Annotated in this window: 22 protein-coding genes and 3 pseudogenes; 14 read left to right on the forward strand and 11 right to left on the reverse strand. The window is 64.5% G+C overall.

Annotation, left to right across the window (positions count from 1 at the left end):
• Nucleotides 1-2 precede the first annotated feature (2 nt).
• The 7 genes from A0U93_RS09510 (at nucleotide 3) to A0U93_RS09540 (ending at nucleotide 7,496) form a co-directional block, all read left to right on the forward strand.
• A complete protein-coding gene (locus tag A0U93_RS09510) occupies nucleotides 3-1,079 on the forward strand; it encodes an HlyD family secretion protein (protein ID WP_077807137.1) in 1,077 nt (358 codons plus the stop codon).
• On the forward strand, nucleotides 1,066-2,577 hold the full coding sequence (locus tag A0U93_RS09515) for an efflux transporter outer membrane subunit (RefSeq protein WP_077807138.1): 1,512 nt from the start codon (nucleotides 1,066-1,068) through the stop codon (nucleotides 2,575-2,577). The genes A0U93_RS09510 and A0U93_RS09515 overlap by 14 nt, the downstream gene beginning before the upstream one ends.
• Nucleotides 2,574-3,287, forward strand: a complete 714-nt coding sequence (locus A0U93_RS09520; RefSeq protein WP_077807139.1) for a pirin family protein — start codon at nucleotides 2,574-2,576, stop codon at nucleotides 3,285-3,287. Before A0U93_RS09515 ends, A0U93_RS09520 begins: the two co-directional genes overlap by 4 nt.
• Nucleotides 3,288-3,552: 265 nt before the next feature.
• Nucleotides 3,553-4,755: a DUF932 domain-containing protein gene (locus A0U93_RS09525; protein WP_077807140.1), complete on the forward strand. Its 1,203-nt coding sequence runs from the start codon at nucleotides 3,553-3,555 to the stop codon at nucleotides 4,753-4,755.
• A gap of 83 nt (nucleotides 4,756-4,838) precedes the next feature.
• The gene (locus tag A0U93_RS09530) at nucleotides 4,839-5,279 is read left to right on the forward strand and encodes a hypothetical protein (protein WP_077807141.1); all 441 of its coding nucleotides are present in this window, start codon (nucleotides 4,839-4,841) and stop codon (nucleotides 5,277-5,279) included.
• Nucleotides 5,266-6,312: a DUF7146 domain-containing protein gene (locus A0U93_RS09535; RefSeq protein ID WP_077807142.1), complete on the forward strand. Its 1,047-nt coding sequence runs from the start codon at nucleotides 5,266-5,268 to the stop codon at nucleotides 6,310-6,312. The genes A0U93_RS09530 and A0U93_RS09535 overlap by 14 nt, the downstream gene beginning before the upstream one ends.
• Before the next feature lie 257 nt (nucleotides 6,313-6,569).
• Complete coding sequence (locus A0U93_RS09540) at nucleotides 6,570-7,496, forward strand: DUF2493 domain-containing protein (RefSeq protein ID WP_077807143.1); 927 nt, start codon at nucleotides 6,570-6,572, stop codon at nucleotides 7,494-7,496.
• 9 nt (nucleotides 7,497-7,505) lie between these two features.
• Here A0U93_RS09540 and A0U93_RS09545 read toward each other — a convergent pair whose 3' ends face one another.
• Nucleotides 7,506-7,715 (reverse strand): hypothetical protein, encoded by a 210-nt coding sequence (locus A0U93_RS09545; RefSeq protein WP_077807144.1) that lies wholly within the window; start codon nucleotides 7,713-7,715, stop codon nucleotides 7,506-7,508.
• Between the two features lie 164 nt (nucleotides 7,716-7,879).
• Here A0U93_RS09545 and A0U93_RS09550 point away from each other — a divergent pair, with 164 nt between their 5' ends.
• Nucleotides 7,880-8,320 (forward strand): hypothetical protein, encoded by a 441-nt coding sequence (locus A0U93_RS09550; protein ID WP_077807145.1) that lies wholly within the window; start codon nucleotides 7,880-7,882, stop codon nucleotides 8,318-8,320.
• Between the two features lie 602 nt (nucleotides 8,321-8,922).
• Nucleotides 8,923-9,234 (forward strand): annotated as a pseudogene (locus A0U93_RS09565) (DUF736 domain-containing protein); the annotation flags it as partial.
• 3 nt (nucleotides 9,235-9,237) lie between these two features.
• On the opposite strand, the pseudogene A0U93_RS09570 reads toward A0U93_RS09565, so the two are convergent.
• The 9 genes and pseudogenes from A0U93_RS09570 to A0U93_RS17115 form a co-directional block, all read right to left on the reverse strand.
• A pseudogene (locus tag A0U93_RS09570) lies at nucleotides 9,238-11,193 on the reverse strand (conjugal transfer protein TraG); the annotation flags it as partial.
• A gap of 47 nt (nucleotides 11,194-11,240) precedes the next feature.
• On the reverse strand, nucleotides 11,241-11,441 hold the full coding sequence (locus tag A0U93_RS09575) for a hypothetical protein (protein ID WP_077807147.1): 201 nt from the start codon (nucleotides 11,439-11,441) through the stop codon (nucleotides 11,241-11,243).
• Between the two features lie 163 nt (nucleotides 11,442-11,604).
• Nucleotides 11,605-11,898: a type II toxin-antitoxin system RelE/ParE family toxin gene (locus A0U93_RS09580; RefSeq protein WP_077807148.1), complete on the reverse strand. Its 294-nt coding sequence runs from the start codon at nucleotides 11,896-11,898 to the stop codon at nucleotides 11,605-11,607.
• The gene (locus tag A0U93_RS09585; RefSeq protein WP_077807149.1) at nucleotides 11,895-12,167 is read right to left on the reverse strand and encodes a ribbon-helix-helix domain-containing protein; all 273 of its coding nucleotides are present in this window, start codon (nucleotides 12,165-12,167) and stop codon (nucleotides 11,895-11,897) included. Before A0U93_RS09585 ends, A0U93_RS09580 begins: the two co-directional genes overlap by 4 nt.
• A gap of 88 nt (nucleotides 12,168-12,255) precedes the next feature.
• On the reverse strand, nucleotides 12,256-14,010 hold the full coding sequence (locus tag A0U93_RS09590) for a relaxase/mobilization nuclease domain-containing protein (protein ID WP_077807150.1): 1,755 nt from the start codon (nucleotides 14,008-14,010) through the stop codon (nucleotides 12,256-12,258).
• A 246-nt stretch (nucleotides 14,011-14,256) separates the two neighbouring features.
• Nucleotides 14,257-14,958, reverse strand: a complete 702-nt coding sequence (locus A0U93_RS09595; protein WP_077807151.1) for a lytic transglycosylase domain-containing protein — start codon at nucleotides 14,956-14,958, stop codon at nucleotides 14,257-14,259.
• Nucleotides 14,945-15,283, reverse strand: coding sequence for a DUF736 domain-containing protein (locus A0U93_RS09600; protein WP_077807152.1), 339 nt, complete (start codon nucleotides 15,281-15,283; stop codon nucleotides 14,945-14,947). Before A0U93_RS09600 ends, A0U93_RS09595 begins: the two co-directional genes overlap by 14 nt.
• A 1-nt stretch (nucleotide 15,284) precedes the next feature.
• A complete protein-coding gene (locus A0U93_RS09605) occupies nucleotides 15,285-15,827 on the reverse strand; it encodes a S26 family signal peptidase (protein WP_077807153.1) in 543 nt (180 codons plus the stop codon).
• A gap of 141 nt (nucleotides 15,828-15,968) precedes the next feature.
• Entirely contained in the window at nucleotides 15,969-16,175 is a 207-nt protein-coding gene (locus tag A0U93_RS17115) for a hypothetical protein (protein WP_174807238.1), read from the reverse strand.
• Nucleotides 16,176-16,183: 8 nt separating this feature from the next.
• On the opposite strand from A0U93_RS17115, the pseudogene trbB reads away from it, so the two are divergent.
• The 5 genes and pseudogenes from trbB to A0U93_RS09635 form a co-directional block, all read left to right on the forward strand.
• A pseudogene (gene trbB, locus A0U93_RS09615) lies at nucleotides 16,184-16,906 on the forward strand (P-type conjugative transfer ATPase TrbB); the annotation flags it as partial.
• Nucleotides 16,903-17,229: a TrbC/VirB2 family protein gene (locus tag A0U93_RS09620; protein ID WP_025829632.1), complete on the forward strand. Its 327-nt coding sequence runs from the start codon at nucleotides 16,903-16,905 to the stop codon at nucleotides 17,227-17,229. The pseudogene trbB and the gene A0U93_RS09620, both read left to right, overlap by 4 nt.
• Nucleotides 17,229-17,495, forward strand: a complete 267-nt coding sequence (locus A0U93_RS09625; protein WP_077807154.1) for a VirB3 family type IV secretion system protein — start codon at nucleotides 17,229-17,231, stop codon at nucleotides 17,493-17,495. The genes A0U93_RS09620 and A0U93_RS09625 overlap by 1 nt, the downstream gene beginning before the upstream one ends.
• Before the next feature lie 7 nt (nucleotides 17,496-17,502).
• Nucleotides 17,503-18,495, forward strand: a complete 993-nt coding sequence (locus A0U93_RS16795; protein ID WP_147150857.1) for a TrbI/VirB10 family protein — start codon at nucleotides 17,503-17,505, stop codon at nucleotides 18,493-18,495.
• Nucleotides 18,492-18,725, forward strand: coding sequence for a DUF2274 domain-containing protein (locus A0U93_RS09635; RefSeq protein WP_077807155.1), 234 nt, complete (start codon nucleotides 18,492-18,494; stop codon nucleotides 18,723-18,725). The genes A0U93_RS16795 and A0U93_RS09635 overlap by 4 nt, the downstream gene beginning before the upstream one ends.
• On the opposite strand, the gene A0U93_RS09640 is transcribed toward A0U93_RS09635, so the two are convergent.
• Complete coding sequence (locus A0U93_RS09640; RefSeq protein WP_077807156.1) at nucleotides 18,709-19,587, reverse strand: LysR family transcriptional regulator; 879 nt, start codon at nucleotides 19,585-19,587, stop codon at nucleotides 18,709-18,711. The two genes, A0U93_RS09635 and A0U93_RS09640, sit on opposite strands and share 17 nt — an antisense overlap.
• Nucleotides 19,588-19,653: the final 66 nt, after the last annotated feature.

The following is a 19,653-nucleotide window of genomic DNA, read 5'->3' on the forward strand; positions in this document are numbered from 1 at the left end:
CTATGTCTCGAACCCGAACCGCCCTGCTCGCGGGCGGCTGCATTCTCGTTTTAGCCGGTGTGGCCTATGCCGGGGATCGTCTCGTCCTGGGAGACGGCGTCCGCGTCGAAACCAACGACGCCTACGTGACGGCCGACTTCACGCTCGTTGCGCCGAAGGTGGCCGGACGCATCGACCGCGTGGAGGCGCAGGACAACGAGCACGTTCGCGCGGGTCAGGAACTGGCCCATATCGAAGACGACGACTACCACGCGGCGCTCGACGTGGCGCGCGGCAACGTTGCGACGGCGCACGCGGATGTGCAGAACCTGCAAGCCGAGCTGGACCGTCAGGAATCGGTTATCGACGGCGCGAAAGCGTCCGTGCAGTCCGACGAGGCTGCACAGGTCTTCGCCCAACAAAATGCCATGCGCTACCGCAACCTGTCGGCCGGGGGCGCCGCCACGACCGAACAGCAGCAAAGCGCTTTCGCGCAGTCACGTCAGGCGCAAGCCGCCATCGTGCGCGATCAGGCGGCGGTTGTGGCGGCGACGCGTCAGGTTCCCATTCTTCAGGCGCAACTCGCGCGCGCCCAAGGTGCGTTGATCCGCGCGCAAGGCCAGGAGCGTCAGGCGGCACTCGATCTGTCCTACTGCACGGTTCCCGCGCCGGTTTCCGGCGTGGTGGGCGCGCGTGGCGTGCGCGTGGGCGCGTATGTCCGTCCCGGCACGGCCCTGCTGGCGGTGGTGCCGACGCAGGCGGCGTATGTGGTGGCCAATTTCCAGGAAACGCAATTGAGCAACGTCCGTCCCGGTCAGGTGGCGACGGTATGGGTCGATACATTCCCCGGTCATCCGCTCGCCGCACATGTGGATTCGGTCGCGCCCGCGACTGGCGTAGCCTTCGCGCCCATCCAGCCGGATAACGCGACGGGCAATTTTACCAAGGTCGTGCAGCGTCTGCCGGTGAAACTGGTCTTCGATCCGAGCCAGCCTTATGCGTCGCGTGTGCGCGTCGGCATGTCTGTGGAAGCGCGCATCGACACAGGCAGTCATCCCGAAGGTCCGCATGGTCAGGATGCCCGCTATGCATGGAATTAAACACGCCGGGCTGGCAATCTGTCTGACGCTCGGCGCCTGTAATGTCGGCCCGAATTTCAAACCGCCCGCGACGATCGCCCCGCGCGACTGGCATCAGAGCACCGCGCCTGCCGCAAGCCGCACATTGCAGACACGTATCGACCCGCAATGGTGGCGGATCTATCGCGATCCGATCCTGAGCGATCTGGAGGCGCAGGTCGCCAACGCCAATTTCGACCTCAAGGCAGCCGCCTATCGTTATGCCGAGAGTCTGGATGAACGGCGTATCGCGGGCGCCGCGCAATTCCCACAAGCGACGGCCAATGCGTCCTATGCCCGTGAGCGCGCGAGCCCGAACGGTGTGCTGGGTCTGCTCGGAACGCTGGATAATCCGGGCGCCGGCGACATTGCGAACGGCACACAAGGATTTGGCCCTACCTACCTGCCTGGGCGCTCCGGAGCAGGTTCCTTCAACCTGCCGCAATTCGGCCTGGGCGCTTCGTGGGAAGTCGATTTCTGGGGCCATGTCCGCCGACAGGTCGAATCCGCCGATGCCGCCACGCAGGCGACGAACGACGTGCGCCGCGATCTTCTGGTCTCGCTGATGGCCCGGACGGCGCAGGATTATGTCGACCTGCGCAGCGTCCAAGCGCAGATTGCGATCGTCAATCAGAACCTCGATATCGCGCGCCATAGCGTTCAACTCACGACACTGCGCTTCAGCCAGGGCGCGGCGACACGCATGGACGTGGCGGATGCGACCGGACAACTGAACACGTTCGAATCCCGCCTGCCGGTGCTGAAGCGGCAGGAAGTGCATCTCATCAATGCGCTGAGCTTTCTCGTGGCGCGCCCGCCCGGTGCGCTGACGGCGCAGCTTGGGCCACCGCGTAACATTCCGTCGGTGCCGCAGAATGTACCGGTGGGTTTACCCTCTGAATTGGCGGAACGGCGTCCCGATATTCGCGTCGCTGCCGAGCGGCTGCATGCGGCAACGGCAAACGTGGGTGTGGCAATTGCCGATTTCTTTCCGCGTGTGACCCTGACCGGTAGTCTCGACATTCAGGCCTTGCAGTTTAGCGGCCTCGGCACCTGGGCATCGCGCCAATACGGCTTCGGCCCCACCGTCAGTTTGCCGATTTTCCAGGGCGGGCGTTTGATCGGACAGTTGAAACTGCGGCGCGAGCAGCAGCGTGAAGCCGCGGTGATGTTCCAGAGCACAGTGCTGAAAGCCTGGCAGGAGATCGACGACGCCATGGCCGATTTCTCGACTGCGCAAGCACAGCGCGACCGTCTGGCGGCGGCCGTTGCCCAGAACCGCGAGGCGGTGCGGATCGCGCAGGTGCAATATGCACAAGGCTCCGCTGACTTCCTGAACGTCCTGACGTTGCAGAACGCCTTGTTATCGACACAGCGAGATCTCGTATCCGCAACGGCGGATGTCTCGGGTTCCGTGGCGCGGCTCTATCGCGCGCTGGGTGGCGGCTGGGAAACAAAGTATCCGGAGCATCATGCATGATCGAACTTCGTCGGATTTCCGCGCCCTTCGAACAGGACGGTGCCTGCCTTCAGTGTCATTTCACGTTCGCGGGACAAGGCGACCCGCGACACGTTCACTGGGGTCACCTGCGCGCGCTGAACGAAGGGCAGATCGATCCGGGGGGCGCCTATCGTCTTGGCCCGCATCAGGATGTTGATATTCTCACGCTGGTTCTGGACGGAACAATGCGCGCCTCCGTCGCGGAACGACCGGATGTGATTCTGAAAACCGGCGACTTTCATCTGGCGCGCACAGGCGTTGGCGTCGCATCGCTGAGGTGGGCAGGGCGTGCACGCTTCGTCCAGCTCTGGCTACTGTCCGAGGAAGAAGGCGGCCGGCCCGAAAGCGTTTTCCACCATTGTCAGCGTCATCATGAAAGCGGGCGCCTGGTTATCCTTGCCAGTGGCTTCACCGAGGATGCGCCGGAGGACAAGGACGAGGGTATTGAGGATGAACCACTCCCTCTTGCCTGCAACGCTCGCATTATGCAGGCCTGGCTTGCCGCAGGTCAAAGCACCGCCTACGAAACCGCCCCGGACCGGCTGCTTTATGTCGCCATTCTCTCGGGCGCTCTTCAGATCAACGACGTCCTCGTCAAGCAGGGTGTCGCCATCCAAGGTGGCCTGGGCATAAAAATCCTGGCCCGAGACGATGCCAATTTTCTATTGGTCGATACGTCGCCCCGCTGACGCAACTCAACAAGTGGATCTTATCATTCTCCTTCTCTGTCTTTCTCCTCGTGTCCGCTTATCCATGGCGTGCTGGATGAGCGGACATTCCGCCTCCCCCCCATTGCAGTCGTGATTTCCGGTAGATGACGGGGACGCCGTGTTCCGGAACGAGGGGCTAGGTGTCTCTGGGATTGGATGGGATCCCGCGTGGGAAGTGGTGATCAGAGGAAGAGGGCGGCTTCGCCTTTGGTGCCGAATAACCGGCATCAGAGGAGAGTTTTCCATGACCACGACCACCATCCTGCCCCCTGCGTCCCGCGGTGCTGCGTCCGGCGGCTTCAGGATCGACCCTTCGCGCGGGGAGCGCAGCGCCCGCGTTTCGTCCGAGTGGTTCTCGCGCCCCGATGACGAGCGCTACCTGTCCTTGTCCGACCTGCATGCCGCCACACTTGCCCGTGCCGAGCGCGCCACGGCCCGCACGGTGGAGAGCCGAGCCATTCGCGTGGAGGCGTCGCGCGACAATGCCGAGCGCCTGACCCTGAGCGTGCCGGGACAGAATGACCCGATTGCGCCCACGCACTGGTCGTTCGGTCAGATGTGCAGCCTGGTCGGCGCGCCATCGTCATACCTGCGTAACCTGCCGGCCCCACTGGCGGCGATCAACCTGCAGCACGGTCTGCTGTCGCACCGCGCCGAACTGGTGAAAACGCTGGAAACCGAGGACGGCCGCGTCGAGCTACGCGCCGTCACGGGGCCGGATTACGGCCGCATCTGGGATCATGAACTGGTCGGCGCGGTGCGGAAAATTGCCGGTGACGGCACAGGCGATACCAACTGGAAGGTGCCGGGTGTGATCGACTGGGCGACCATGACCCATAATCCCTATGTCGACATTACGAAAGAAACCACGACGCTCTACGCATCGGATCGCGATGTCTTCCTGTTCCTTGTCGACGATACATACCCGATCGAGGCCGGACGCCTGCCCAATGGTGACCCCGATCTCTATTTCCGGGGCTTCTATGCCTGGAATTCGGAAGTCGGCAGCAAGAGCCTCGGCATCGCCTCCTTCTATCTGCGCGGGGTGTGCCAAAATCGCATGCTCTGGGGCGTGGAAAATTTCGAACAGATCACGATCCGGCATAGCAAGTTCGCCGCCTCGCGTTTCGTGCATCAGGCAACGCCCGCGTTGCGGAATTTCGCCACGGCCAGCCCGGTCTCGTTCGTCTCCGGCATTCAGGCCTCGCGTCGGGCGTTGGTGGCGAAGACCGACGAGGACCGCGAGAGCTTCCTGCGTCGGCGTGGGTTCTCGAAACCGGAAACCACCAAAATCATCGAAACTGTGCTGCACGAGGAGGGGCGCAAGCCCGAGAGCGTGTTCGATTTCGTGCAGGGGATTACCGCACTGGCGCGGACGAAAGCCAATCAGGACACGCGGCTGGATCTGGAGGAGAAGGCCCGCAGGCTGATGGAGCGTGTGTCCTGAAAGCCGCTTCTCTGTCTTTCCGCCAATACGTTTTTACGAGCCCGGTCCCTGCGCCGGGCTTTTTCGTTTCGGGGTTTTTTCCGATGGCTGATTTCTTCACGCATTTTTCCTGCGTGCTCGATGTGGGCACAGTGGAAAACGCTGCCAAGGCGCTCGACCTCTACAACGCGTTCATGGACGAACTGGCGGCAGAAGACCCGCCCTCTGACGGTTTTGTCCTGTCGATCGTGCCTGAATATGGCGGCACGAAACTCTGGATGCACGATGAGACAACCGGCGATCCGCAGCAGGTGGTGGAATTCGTGCTACGCTGTGCGCGAACATTTCGGTTGCGGGGCCGATGGGGATTCCAGTGGGCTAATAGCTGTTCACGTCCCCGGATCGGCGCGTTCAGCGGTGGTGCGCATCTGCTTGACCTTGGCAGGCGCAAGACGATTTCATGGATGACTACCGATCGCTGGCTGGCGATCACCCTCGACGGAGGCGATCCCGACACAGGAGGGCAGGGCGATGACCTTGCATGACGCGGGCGATCTGGCCCGCCGCCTGGCGGAGAACGCGGAGGCGGTGTGCCGGCGGTATCTGTCCGCCGGTCGCCGTCACGGTAATTACTGGCTGGTCGGTGACGTACGCAACACGCCGGGGCGGTCGCTGTTTGTCCGGCTGCACGACACCGCCAATGGCAGGGCGGGAAAATGGACGGACGCACAGTCGGGCGAGCATGGCGACCTGCTCGACATGATCCGCGAAAGCCTCGGCCTGGTGGATTTCCGTGACGTGGCCGACGAGGCGCGTGCCTTCCTCAGCCTGCCGCGTCCCGATCCGGTCCCGTTATCGCGCGATCGTCCGGCTCAGGAACGCGCACCGGCCAGTTCGTCGGAAGCCGCGCATCGGCTCTGGGCGATGTCTGGGCCGATCGCGGGCACGTCCGTAGAAGCGTATCTCCGTAGACGCGATATTGCGCTTTTGCACGGAGCCGGAGCCCTGCGCTTCCATTCGCATTGCTATTATCGCCCGGACGAGGACAGTCCGACCGAGACCTGGCCCGCGATGATCGCCGCCGTCACCGACCTCGACGGCACTCTGACTGGGGTGCATCGCACCTGGCTGGCGGCGGAAGGGCGCGGCAAGGCGCCGGTCGATCATCCGCGTCGTGCCCTGGGCGGGCTGCTCGGCCATGCCGTGCGCTTCGGGGTGGCATCCGATGTGCTCGCCGCCGGGGAAGGCATCGAGACGGTGCTGTCGCTGCGGCAGGTTCTGCCCGACCTGCCGCTCGCCGCCTGCCTGTCCTCAGCGCATCTCGCTTCCCTGATCTTTCCGCCGCGGCTGCGCCGGCTCTACGTCCTGCGCGATGACGATCCGGCCGGGGATCAGGCGCTGGCGACGCTGCACGCCCGCGCGGATAACGCCGGGATCGAGCTGATCGGTCTGTCGCCGCGGCTGGGCGATTTCAACGATGATCTCCGTGCCCTTGGACGCGGCGCGCTGCGGGTAATCCTGCATCCGCAACTCGCGCCATCGGACGTGGCCCGGTTTCTGGAGGCCGCCGGCACCTGAGCGGGCCGGAAAGAGGGGCGGGCGGTTTCCGTTTTCGTCTGGCGGTCCTGTTGTGCCTCCCGTCCGGCTGGTCCGCGCCTCCGCCTTTCTGGAGGGGAGCGGGCGTCAGCCGGGTCAGGCCTTCAATGGCTCCCTGCCATCCTTCGCTGCGCTGCGGCCGCGCGCGAGCGCGCGGTTCCGGCCCGTCCCTGGTCTGCCGCTATCCGCCCCCGGAAAGGCCGCGAAGGGCGCGGCCGGAGACTTGGGAGGACCGCATCATGACCCGCACCGACGATATCGAACCGCTACACGCCGCTTCATCCACCGCCTATGTGCTGGCTGAACTTCAGATGTATGGCTACCGTCCCTTCGAGGCCGAGCCCGATCCAAGGTCGCTGCCAGAAGCTCCGCGCATCGGGGGTGCGGTGGCTGACATCTTCGACGCCATCGCCGCGACCCTGACCGACACGCGGCTGGAACCCGACCTCGAAACCCTGCTCTGGTCCACGGTCAACATCTTCCACCGCATGGTCGGCCAGGTCGAACGCGAGCTTGACCGCAACGAGCAGGCGCAGAAACGCAGCCAGCAGGAGCAGGACGGCAGTGAGATCCGCTCGGTGGAACTGGAGCGGCTGATCGCCGAAGGGCTGACTCTGATCGAGCGCCGCAACGCCTACGAGATTTTCCGCGACGAGGCGCAGGAGCAGTTCGAGCGCCTGACCCTGAGCGCGTGGCGTCCGAAGACCGGCTCGCTGGTGTCACGCCGCACCATGACCGCCTCCATGATCGACAGCCGCGACTTCCTCAATGCCCGACGTCGCGCTGAGGGCGAATTGCTGGTCCCGCCCGGCCCCAAGGTAGTCGTGACCGGCGGTCTCGATTTCGACGACCATATCCTGATCTGGGACCGGCTCGACAGGGTCCGGGCCAAGCACCCCGACATGGTGCTGCTGCACGGCGGTTCGCCTAAAGGCGCCGAATTCATTGCCGCACGCTGGGCCGATCACCGCGAGATCGTGCAGATTGCCTTCAAGCCGGACTGGACGAAGCATGCCAAGGCAGCGCCCTTCCGGCGTAACGATGCCATGCTCGACACCATGCCGATCGGTGTCATCGTCTTTCCCGGAACCGGCATTCAGGAAAATCTGGCCGACAAGGCGAAAAAGCTCGGCATCCCGGTCCTGCGGTTCGGGGGCGGCGCGTGAGCGCCGTCTTCAGTCCGGATCGCCCGTGACCGCGATCCGCGCGGAACGGGCGTAGAAGGCCAGTTCGGTGTCGCCGGGCACCAGGAGATCGAGCAGGTCCTTCATGTCCTGCATGTCCGAATAGGATTGAAACGGCCCTGGTTTCTGCTCGATCGCCAGCACTGCAATGGCGAGCGCCTTCTTGACCAGATGCAGTTCGCGCCCCGTGATTTCCGCCATGACGTTCTCTCCCTGAGAGACGATAACGATGCACGTCCGCGTGCCGGACGCCAGTACGATTCTCGTTCCGTCAACGCATCGTTTTCGCTATGATGGGGGTTGCGCCGTGGTGGTGGTGGCAGGCGCGACCGTCAGATCATGTCATCTCTACGGGAGCCGCCACCATGGTGATCTTCGCACCTTTTCTGATCGTCGCCGGCATCGGATTTTTCTGCTGGCTCATGTTCACGCTCGCGGTCTTCGCCTTGCCGTTTGCCGGCGGGCTGTATGCCGGGCTCTGGGCGTTTCATACCGGCGCCGGAGTGATCGGCGCCCTTATCGTGGGCGTCATGGCAGGCATTGCGACTTTCACGGTCGGCCAGATTGCACTTTCCTGCGCACCGTGGCTCTGGCTGCGAGGGCTGATCGTCCTGCTCTATGCCGTGCCCGCCATCATTGCCGGCTTTAGCGCCACGCACGGCCTCGCCCAGATGATGATGCCGTCCGCAGTTTGGCAGTTCTTCTTTTCGGTGATCGGCGCGATTGCGGTCGGCATCACGGCGTTCGTTCGCTTTACCGGCATGGCCCCGCCCGAACCGACCGGCGGGAATATCGCGCGGGTCTGACGGCCTGCACGGTAGCCGGTGGGCAGGCCTGGATCAGGCACTTCGTGGAGATGCGCGTCCTTTCGTCATGAGAAAGGCGGGGTGTGGCGATAAAGCCTGGCGCAACGTGCATCCGCCCCTGATGGTCCCTTTCGCGGGGCTGCCGGCTCCGGACCGTTTTCCTGTTCTGCGCGCGTTGACGAAAACAGTGGCCGACGCGGTGTGCCCGCAGGGCACGCGCCCACGAGAACGGGTCATGGTCACGGCCGGAACGGCCAGGTGACGATGCCTGGCTTTTTCCCTGCCGGATCCTGCACGTCGAGGGGGCATCATGTCCTCCGTGATGTGCGCTCTGTCGGGCCGCGCACGCATACGGCCTCTGAAAATGGCTGATCTAGCCGAAGGGCAGCTTCGCCTCGATCGGCCGTGGCGCAACAGCGGGCCATAATTTTCTTCCCCTGACGGCTGCGCCGTCATTCCTCGCGCATCAAGAAAATTCCGTCCCGCCGTCCTCCGCTGCGCTTCGGTCCCTGCGGGATGCACCGCCGCTCGCCTCCGGCTCGTCGATCGCCATCGAGGCCGCAATGGTGCGGGCTCGATAACAGAGATCACGGAGCAGTATCATGGCCACCATCGGCACCTTCAAGAAAGTCGGCAACGGGTATAACGGCGAGATCGTCACCCTCTCGCTCCAGACCCCCAACGTCCGCATTGCCCCCGAGACCACGCGCGCGAACGAGAACGCCCCCAGCCACCGCGTCTTCGTCGGTCGGGTGGAGATCGGAGCGGCCTGGTCCCGCCGCTCCAACGAGGGGCGCGATTATCTGAGCCTCAAGCTCGACGACCCGAGCTTCAATGCCCCGATCTTCGCCAATCTCTTCGATGACGAGGACGGCGAGGGCTACAGCTTGATCTGGTCCCGCCCCAACGGTCGCCGCAAGCGAGACCTGCCGGGCGAGAGTTCGCTCGCCGCGCCGCAGGGTCTGTGCCCGTGTCGCATCATCCTCAGGCTCATCCTCAGGCAGATCGAACTCATGGACCGGCTTTCTCGGTGCCTGCACCACCTCTTCCTGCTCCGGCAATTCCGGCTCAAGACGGATGCCAGCATTGGCGGGATCATCATCCGCATTGGTTGCAGGAGGTGGCTGCACCACATCGGCCCAGTCGCCCGGCGGCTGCGGTCCGATGGGCGGCGTTCCCTCCGGAGACGGCGGTGGTTTGAACCTGGGTGGCGGGAGGACGCGCGCGGCCAGTTCGGCGTCTTCGAAATACCGCGCCTTGCGCGCCCGCACCGGCGGGCAGCCGGACACCAGCACCAGTTCCTCGTCGGGAGGAAGCTGCATGATCTCGCCGGGCGTCAACAGCGGCCGCGCGGTTTCGTGCCGCGTCACCATCAGATGCCCTAGCCACGGCGACAGTCGGTGTCCGGCATAGTTCTTGGCGTCACGGATCTCTGTGGCTGTGCCAAGCGCGTCGGAGACGCGCTTGGCAGTCCGCTCGTCATTGGTCGCGAAGCTGACCCGGACATGACAGTTATCGAGAATCGAGTTGTTCTGGCCGTAGGCTTTCTCGATCTGGTTCAGGCTCTGGCCGATCAGGAAGCTCTTGATGCCATAGCCTGCCATGAAGGCCAGAGCACTCTCGAAGAAATCCAGCCGCCCCAACGCCGGGAATTCATCGAGCATCAGCAGCAGGCGATGGCGGCGCTTTGCCTCCAGTTCCTCGGTCAGCCGACGGCCGATCTGATTCAGCACCAGGCGGACCAGCGGCTTGGTGCGGCTGATGTCCGAAGGGGGCACCACCAGATAGAGCGTCGCCGGATGGGTGCCAGCCACGAGGTCGCGGATCCGCCAGTCGCAGCGGCGCGTCACATGGGCCAAGACCGGATCGCGATAGAGGCCAAGGAACGACATGGCGGTGGAGAGTACGCCGGAGCGTTCATTGTCGCTCTTGTTGAGCAATTCCCGCGCTGAACTGGCGACCACCGGATGCACACCCTTCGTCCCGAGATGCGGCGTAGTCATCATGGCACGCAGTGTGGTCTCAATCGCGCGCTTGGGGTCGGAGAGGAAATTGGCGACCCCGGCCAGGGTCTTGTCCTGCTCGGCGTAGAGAACATGGAGGATGGTACCGACCAGCAGGGCGTGGCTGGTCTTCTCCCAATGGTTGCGCTTCTCCAGGGCGCCCTCGGGATCGACCAGCACGTCGGCGATGTTCTGCACGTCGCGGACCTCGCGCTCGCCACGCCGGACTTCGAGCAGCGGATTGTAAGCGGCGCTGGCGAGGTTGGTCGGATCGAACAGCAGCACCCGGCCGAAGCGGGCGCGCCAGCCGGCGGTCAGAGTCCAGTTCTCGCCCTTGATGTCATGGACGATGGCCGCCCCCGGCCAGGTCAGCAGCGTCGGTACCACCAAGCCGACGCCCTTGCCGGAGCGGGTGGGCGCAAAGCACAGCACATGTTCCGGCCCGTCATGGCGGAGATAGGCATCGGCCGAGCGGCCCAGCACCACGCCATCGGGGGCGAGCAGCCCGGCACGGCGGATCTCGCGCGGGTCGGCCCAATGCGCCGAACCATAGGTGGTGGCGCGTTTCTTCTCGCGGGCGCGCCAGACGGACATCGTGATCGCGACGATCACAGCGACAATGCCCCCCGACCCCGCGATGTAACCGCCGATGGTGAAGATGTCCGGAGCGTAGGCGTCGTAGGCGAACCACCACCAGAAGAATTCCGGCGGATAATAGACCGGCCAGCCGAGCAGCGTGACCCACGGCGCGCCAAGCTGCGCCTGGAAGCCGAGCCGCCAGGCAGTCCACTGCGTCGCGGCCCAGGTGAAGGCGAGGATCACGGTGCTGACGGCGAACACCGAGCCCCAGAGGATCTTGGTCTGGTTCATGACAGGAACCAACCAAACGGCTCGCTTCGCCAGCGTTCAAGGTCTAATTATGACGTCTCGGGCCGCCGGATAGGCGCGGACAATAAACGGACGGCCTGCCTGTCCGCCTGCACGGCGGCAAGAATATCGAGAATCGTGCGCCTGCTGACGCCGCTTCGCTCGCCCTGTTCCAGCAACTCGACAAGCGTGCGCTCATCTTGACGAGTGGCCGGATAATAGGTCGATGGCACCTTATTTCTCCCTGTCATGCTGAGAAACTCCGATCGCCTTGTCGTCGCATGTGGAGAAGAATCCGGTGCGGCAAAGGTATCTCCACCTGATGATCACATCCATGTTCTGATCGTCGTGAGGGCGTCGAAGTTCATCGTCATTGCCGGCCGCTGCGCGCGATCTCACGGGGAAACCCTGGTCTTACGAGTCGAATATCTGCGGCAGATCCCGTGCGCCATGAAGCACGCGGACGATGCGTACCTCATCGATCAGTTCACGGAAGAACAGCAGGTAGCGACCGTGAACAATGACTCTCGATCCGGGACTGATCTCATCGCGCGCCGGAAAGCTCCCCGGATGCTCAGCCGCAACGGCGGCCTTCGCTTCCAGTTCGGCAACGAAGCTCATGGCCCGCTCGGGATTATCTTCGGCGATGTAGAGCGCGATCTCCAGAAGGTCGGCACGCGCTGCCGGAGCGAAGCCGAGCCGTTTCATCCCTGCGAACGGCGCCGGGCAATTGCATCCCGCAATTCGGCGAAGACGGTCTCGCCCGGGATGCTCGACCCGCTCTCGTCCCCAAGCCGGATCGCCTCCCGTAGGGCGTCGAGATCGCGACGGTCGGTATCGCGCCGGCGCATCCATTCGCGCAACGCCTCGCGCACGACCTCGCTGGTCGAAGCATATTCGCCGCCATCGACGGACTGGCGCAGGGTCGCCGCCATCTCGGACGGCACGGTGATGGTCATACGTTCGATCGTGGACATAAAGCGGCTCCTCCCAAGCGGGCATACTTTATCATACTTATGAAGCACCCGCTTTGTCAGCCGAAAACCCGTAGGCGGCCACCCGACGTCAAATCCCGAGCCCGCGCTTCCGCCCAAAATTCCAATCGACGTTGCCACCCGGCGACATGGTGCCGGAAACCTGCCGCCCGAGCTTCTGCTCCAGCGCCGGGCGCCAGGGCACGAGCTGGAAACCCAGACCGTCATCGACCATGGCAAACCGACCCGAGGACAGGTTGACCCGCTGGCGATAGACCCCCGAGACGATCTCGCCTTCCTTCGCGGGCCGGTGCTCCAGCCCGGTCTGCGCTGCAAGCCTGGCCGCCGCCTGATCGAGATCGCGCTGGCGCAGGGTGCCGATCAGGTCGGGCGCGAACACCACGCGCTCGCCCTGCCGCCGGGCCAGCCCCTCGGACGCCAGATGGTCGATCCTCTGCCTCATCGCCTCACGGACCTCGGTCCCGAAGCCCGCATTGGCCAAGGCTGGATCCTTGGCGAGCAACTGGCGATCGAGCCAGGTCGCGCCGGGCGCCGTCACCTGCTCGGCCAGCGTGAAATCCGAGCGCGTCGCGAGCGACAGGCGCTGCGTACCCTTCGCATCCTCCCAACTCCGGGTCTCAACGATCGCGCCGGTCCTGGCATCGCCGGTCAGGTCCAGATCGGGGAAGCGGACATGATGCGCCCGCCCGTCGGTGCCCGCGATGACCACGTAGCCAGAGCCCTTCAGTTCGTCATCCAGCCCGCGCTCGACCAGCCGGCCAAGAACGGGATCGGCCAGCGTCTCGCCGTGGATCGCGAAACCCGCGACATCGGGTTCCGCCCCGCCGCCAGACATAGCGCGGTGCATGGTCTTGATGATGTCGCCCCGGATGGAGAGATCGCGCAGCGTGGTTTCCAGCCCCGGCTTGAGGGTCCAGCGCGCCACGCCAACGCCATCGGCCAGGCCAAGCCCTTCCAGCTTGGTCGCCCGGCCCACCAGCAGACGCCGCAGTTCCGGGTCTTCGGCACCCGCGCCCGGCCGCAGATCGACGATGCCGCCGCCCTCGTCGCTGATGTTCTGCAACGCGCGATCGAGACTGGTCCAGCGGTCGGCACCGATTTCGGTCTCCAGGGCAGTGCGGATTTCCTGTTCGCTGCGCGGGCCAAGCTCCAGCGTCACCCGTTCGGCGGCACGATCGCGCAGGCCCTGGCTGATATAGGCGCGGCTGATCACCAGATCCTTGCCGTCATCGGCCACTCCGCCCACCAGGATGTGGACGTGCGGATTGTCGGTGTTCCAGTGATCGACCCCGACCCAGTCCAGCCTTGTGCCGAGATCGCGCTCCATGTCCTGCATCAGTTCCCGCGCGAAACCCCGCAGATCCTCCATCCGTGCCGCGTCTTCAGGAGAGACGATAAAACGGAAATGGTGCCGGTCATCTTCGCACCTTTCCGCGAAGGCCTTGCTGTCCGCTTCGTCGGAGCCGGCATCGAACAGATGAGCCCTGGCACCATCGCGGGTGACACCTTCACGGCGGAGATAGGCGATGTGCCGGGCGAGCGGCGCGGAACGAAACCGCGTGCCCTGCTGGCGAACAACGCGCGCCTTGACCACGACGCGACGGGCATTGCTGCGCAGCCGCATGGACAATGCCGCACGCCGGCCGCGTCCGAAGCGGGAGCCGCCACCGCCTCCCCTGCCCTTCGCGCCGAACCGGGTGCCGGTATGACCGGCTCTTTTCGCGGCACGCATGACCTCGCCGACGAAGGATTTCGGTCGTGCGCCCTGATTGCCATGCTGGATGCGTCCGGGCCGGACAGTCAGGTTGTCATCGTGCGTCGCCATGGCCCGCTCTCCGTTTCGATGTGCACCTGACGGCGCTCGGATTGTTGAAAAGATTATGGAAAATACCCGGACAGCCGCAGGCAGTGCGTGGTGAGAGGACAAATTCCCCAATCAAACCAACCACATGCAGCCCCGAAGGGGCGCTGCTTTTACCTTGCCGTCCTTCCCTCCGTTGCCTGTCTCCCCCCAGCACCCCATCCCCAAGGCACCCATAGCCCGCCAGCGCCCGATGGACCGGAACGGGGATCATCGGCGCGCCTCCCCATGCCCTGACGCGATAAACAGCCCGACCGATTGCGGTGCGAGCGCCGCCCAGTCGGTCAGCCGGGAACCAGATGAACGTGCCGGATCGTGTGTGCTCTCGACGGGTCGGGACGCATCGCCCATGCGCAGGAATGAGGCCGGAAAGAGGGAAGAATCCTGCCAGGATCGTGCCAATGGAGCGCCGATCGCGATGTTATCGGCAAGCGGAAGAGCCAGCCGCGCGCTGACCGACGCGACGTAGTTCCGCGTCTCGACAGGGAGCGGCCGGCCGGTCGCGAGATGTTCGTCATAGCGCGCGGGACCGGCATTATAGGCGGCGAGAAACCCGGCCTCGCCGTAGCGGTCCCGCATCCAGCGCAGATAGGTCGCACCCGCCAGAATGTTGTCGTGCGGGTCGAACGGATCGTCGCCGAGGCCGAGCGATGTGCGCAGGCTGGCCCATGTGCTGGGCATCACCTGCATGAGCCCCATCGCACCCGCCGATGACACGGCATGCGCATCGCCTCGGCTCTCCGCGTGCAGGACGGCAGCAATCCAGGACGCCGGAATCTGCGCGCGCGTGGCGGCTTCCGCGATCATGTCGGCGTAGGGATCGGCGACCGCGACATGCCCCGGTATCATCATGGACGCGACGACCGGAAGCATGACACCGAGCAGCCGGGATCCTATTTTACAGCCGGTCATCGCGCTTCACCGGACGGCTCCAGACCAGGTGAAAGGCGCGTCCCTGACGGTCTGACTGGAACAGGTTGGCACGGATAGGCTGCGCCAGCATGGGGTCGTCGAGAACGAGCGAGAGGTAGGTGCCCGCTTTCTCGCCGGTGCGTTTCCGGCCTGCGCCGATCTCCGGTCCGGCGTCAGCGTCACCGAGATGGACACGATAGTCGGGCGCATGCTCGGCGTCCGACGATGTCGCCGGCACGATCGTCAGTTCGACGTCGAGGGCGAGCGTGCGCAGACGACCGGCGAAGCCGTCAGCCGTGCGCGTGAAAGTACCGATCTGGGCCATGTCAGCCTCGTTTCTGCTTGGGATTGGGAGACATTGGTGACGGCGCGAGCCACAGCGGCAGCGCGCGGCCGAGCACCGCGGCGACCGGCAGGACGCCGAAATAGCGGCCGTCGAGACTGGTCGGGACTGCCGGGTTCATGACGAAGATCTGGCCGGGCAGGACGTGCCGGCAGCCTTGCCAGACCGGCAGCGGACGGCCGCGATGATCACGAGCCAACGCATCGCCGAGCGGCTGGCCGTCAACCGACACGACGACGCCGATGCGACAGACCGATTGTCCCGGCAGTGCGGCTACCGGTTTGAGTAGCGGCACGCCGAGCGGCAGATAACCACCGCGTGCCAGCATCCCAGCGATGTCGGCCGGGGGCCTGATTGCGATCAGGTCGCCGACATGCAATCCGCGCACCGATTGCAGGCGATACAGGCCGACCGGTGTGCTGGCGGTGGCATTCCAGATCAGCCGAGGTGCTGGATGGATCGCCACTGACGTGCCACCACCGAGTATTGCGAAATACGTGGCAAAGAACCAACCAAGCCGGCTCATGACACCGCCCTCCGGCGCAGCCAGGCATGATCGCGGGCGCCTCAGTCGCCGTTGATCCCGGCGACAGGATGGGACTGTGACTGCCATGCGAATCAAGCACACGATCCGGCTGCCGGCCGAACTCAGTGTCAGGCTTGCCGATTACGCCACCCGCAAGAAGGTGCCGCAGGCGCTGATCGTGGAAACGGCGCTGGCGTCCTTCCTTTCACCAGATGGACCCGAGCGGCTGGAAGCCGCGTTGGCCCGGCGGCTGGACCGGATGACGCGGCAGTTGGAGCGCATGGAACGGCGCGTGACGATCGCTAATGAATCGTTGGCGGTGTTCGTACGATTCTGGTTGACCAGCACGCCACCGCCATCCGGGCAGCCCGCGCGTCTCCGCCGAATTGCCGGGAAGCGGGGAGCGGTTCGAAGGACTGGTGCCCCCGGTGGTGACCGCGCCCTGCTTCGCGATCCGGCGCCCGGCCATCGCGGTATTCTCGCTCGACGATTACGTGGCCGCCGGGATCATGACCGCCGCACAGGCCGCGTTTCTGCGCCGCGCCGTCGCCGAGCGGAAGAACATCCTGGTCGCCGGCGGCACCTCCACCGGCAAGACCACCTTGGTCAACGCGCTGCTGGCCGAGATCGCGCAGACTGGCGACCGAGTGGTGCTGATCGAGGACACCCGCGAACTGCAATGCGCGGCCCCCAATCTGGTCGCCCTGCGCACCAGGGACGGCGCGGCCTCGCTTTCCGACCTGGTGCGCTCCTCGCTGCGCCTGCGCCCCGACCGGATTCCGATCGGCGAGGTGCGCGGCGCCGAGGCGCTCGATCTCTTGAAAGCCTGGGGCACCGGCCATCCCGGCGGCGTCGGCACGCTACATGCCGGATCCGCGATCGGGGTCCTGCGCCGACTGGAGCAGCTGATCCAGGAAGCCGTCGTCACCGTGCCGCGCGCCCTGATCGCCGAGACCATCGACGTGCTCGCGGTGCTGTCCGGGCGCGGCAACGCGCGGCGGCTGGCCGAACTCGCTACCGTCCAGGGCCTGACCCCGGACGGGGACTACATCCTCGCACCCGCCGGAGACCCGTCATGACAAGTATGATCGCCCTGCGCCGCCGCTTTGCCGTGGCCGGCGCCACACTCTCGCTCGCCCTGCTGTCGGCCCCGGCCTACGCCTCGGGCTCCAGCATGCCGTGGGAAACCCCGCTCAACGAGATCCTGGAATCCGTGCAGGGGCCGGTGGCCAAGATCATCTCGGTGATCATCATCACCGTGACCGGTCTGACCCTGGCCTTTGGGGAGACCTCGGGCGGCTTTCGCCGCCTGATCCAGATCGTCTTCGGCCTGTCGATCGCCTTTGCCGCGTCCAGCTTCTTCCTGTCCTTCTTCTCCTTCTCGGGCGGGGCGCTGATCTGATGGAGCCGGACGCCATTCCCGGCTTCACCGCCCCGGTGCATCGTGCCCTGATCGAGCCGATCCTGCTTGGCGGGGCGCCGCGCACGGTGGCGATCGTCAACGGCACGCTGGCAGCCGCCATCGGGCTCGGCCTGCGGCTGTGGATCGCGGGCGGGATCTTCTGGCTGGTCGGCCATCTCGCCGCCGTCTGGGCCGCCAAGCGTGATCCCGCCTTCGTCGACGTGGTGCGCCGGCACCTGCGTTACCCCACCCATCTGGTCGGGTGAGGACGCCATGCTGAACCTCGCCGAATACCGTCATCGCCGCGACCGGCTGGCCGACTTCCTGCCCTGGGCGGCGCTGGTCGCCAGGGGCGTGGTGCTGAACAAGGACGGCGCCTTCCAGCGCACCGCCCGGTTCCGCGGCCCGGACCTGGACTCCTCGACGGCTTCCGAACTGGTCGCGATCACGTCCCGCCTGAACAATGCCCTGCGCCGGCTTGGCTCCGGCTGGGCGATTTTTGTCGAGGCGCAACGCCGGCAAGCACGCGGCTATCCCGCGAGCCTGTTCCCCGACCCCGCCTCCGAACTGGTCGACGCCGAACGCCGGGCGCAGTTCGAGGAGGAGGGCGCGCATTATGAGAGCCATTATTTCCTGACCCTGGTCTGGCTGCCTCCAGCGGACGACGCTGCCCGCGCGGAAGCCTGGCTCTATGAGAACCGCGCCCGTGGCGGCACCGACTGGCGGGCGGTGGTCGCGGGTTTCATCGACCAGACCGATCGGGTGCTGGCGCTGCTCGACGGTTTCATGCCCGAGGCCGATTGGCTCGATGACGGCGAAACCCTGACATATCTCCACTCCTGTGTTTCGACCCGGATGCAGCGGGTTCGGGTGCCCGAGATCCCGACCCGTGTGCTGCTGGTCTGGACCCGGCTGATGCGCGGGGCCGGGGATTCGATCGTGCTGGAGAACGAGCCAGCCGCTGATGCGGCGGGCTTCGCGGGGTTGCAGGACCAGACCGACAATCATTGGGGCGAGGTGTTCAAGGCCGCCCTGGTCTCAACTGTCCTCAGCGTCGGTTCCGAAGCCGATATCAGCGGCGGCAATGGCATTGCCCAGGCGTTACGCACCGGCGGCTCGCAGGGTTTCAATCAGATCGGTGAGCAGACGGTCGGACGGTCGCTGAATATCCAGCCCACCAACATCATCCGGCGCGGCTTTCCGGTGCGGGTCATGGTGCATCGTGACCTGGTTCTCACCCCTTATGGACAGGAGGTTTCCCGATGACGAAGCTCAGGCTTGGGCCAATTGCGGATGACAGGCCGATACGCGTGACCGTCGAGCTTCCCGCTGCCTTGCATCGCGATCTGGTTGAATACGGGCGGCTGCTGGCGCGGGAGAGCGGTCAGGCCGAGATCACGCCAGCAAAGCTGATTGGGCCGATGCTCGCGCGCTTTATGGGAGGAGACAGGGTCTTTTCTAAGACAAAGCGTCACGGTATCAACTCTGGCGGATAAAATCACGGATGAAGGCGACGAAGCGTCCCGTGGCAGCATCTTGGCGATTGGCAGCCCATCCGAGACGAATTTGCAAATGTGCGTCACGCTCCCGGAGTGGCCGAAAGACAACTCCCGGAAAGCCATTTTCCGCTTGGCTCTGCGCAGCGAGCGTCAGACCATATCCAGCACTTACAAGCGCGAAAACCGACTGTTTTCCGGCTGGATGCGTCTCGATGGTCACATCTTTGCCCAGAACGTCATTATAGCGGCGTCGTACGCTATAATCTTGTCCCCAGTCCTGGATCAGGAATGTTTGATTCCGCAACTCGTTCCGAGTCAGACTCCGACAGCGGCTTAACGGGTGTTCGCTCGGTAAAGCCAAAACCAGATTTTCGCTGAAAAACGGAAGCGATTCGATGGATTCGGATCGAACGTACGACGTAAAAAATATTACCTCTAAACGATTTCGAAACAACGCAGATCGAAGGTCTTGTGTTCCCATCTCATAAAAAACTATTCCAACGTCGGGGTTTCTTTTCTTCCAAACCGATAACGCCAGCCTGAATTGTCCGCTGACCGGAGGAAACAGGCTGCCGATCCGAACGACACCCCGGCGACCCGTTCCAAACATCTGGCACAAAGCTTGGATCTCATGGAGCTCATCGAGCAGAGAAGACGTCCCCTGAATGATCGCGTTCCCCACTGTTGTCAGGCGAATGCCGGCGCGACTTCGATCTAGAAGAGTGACACCCAACTCATCTTCAAGTCTGTCGATGGCACGGGTAAGGGTCGAAACGGTTACGCCGCGAATCATGGCGGCCCGAGTCAGGCTTCCTGTCTCCGCGGCAAGTTTGAAATATTCAAGGCTTATGCTTTGCATAATACAAGCGCGCGTGGGTCACGAGCGCCTCCCCTTTGACTTACAGGACGACAATCATGCAGAAGA

Source organism: Neoasaia chiangmaiensis (assembly GCF_002005465.1).
Lineage (GTDB): Bacteria > Pseudomonadota > Alphaproteobacteria > Acetobacterales > Acetobacteraceae > Neoasaia > Neoasaia chiangmaiensis.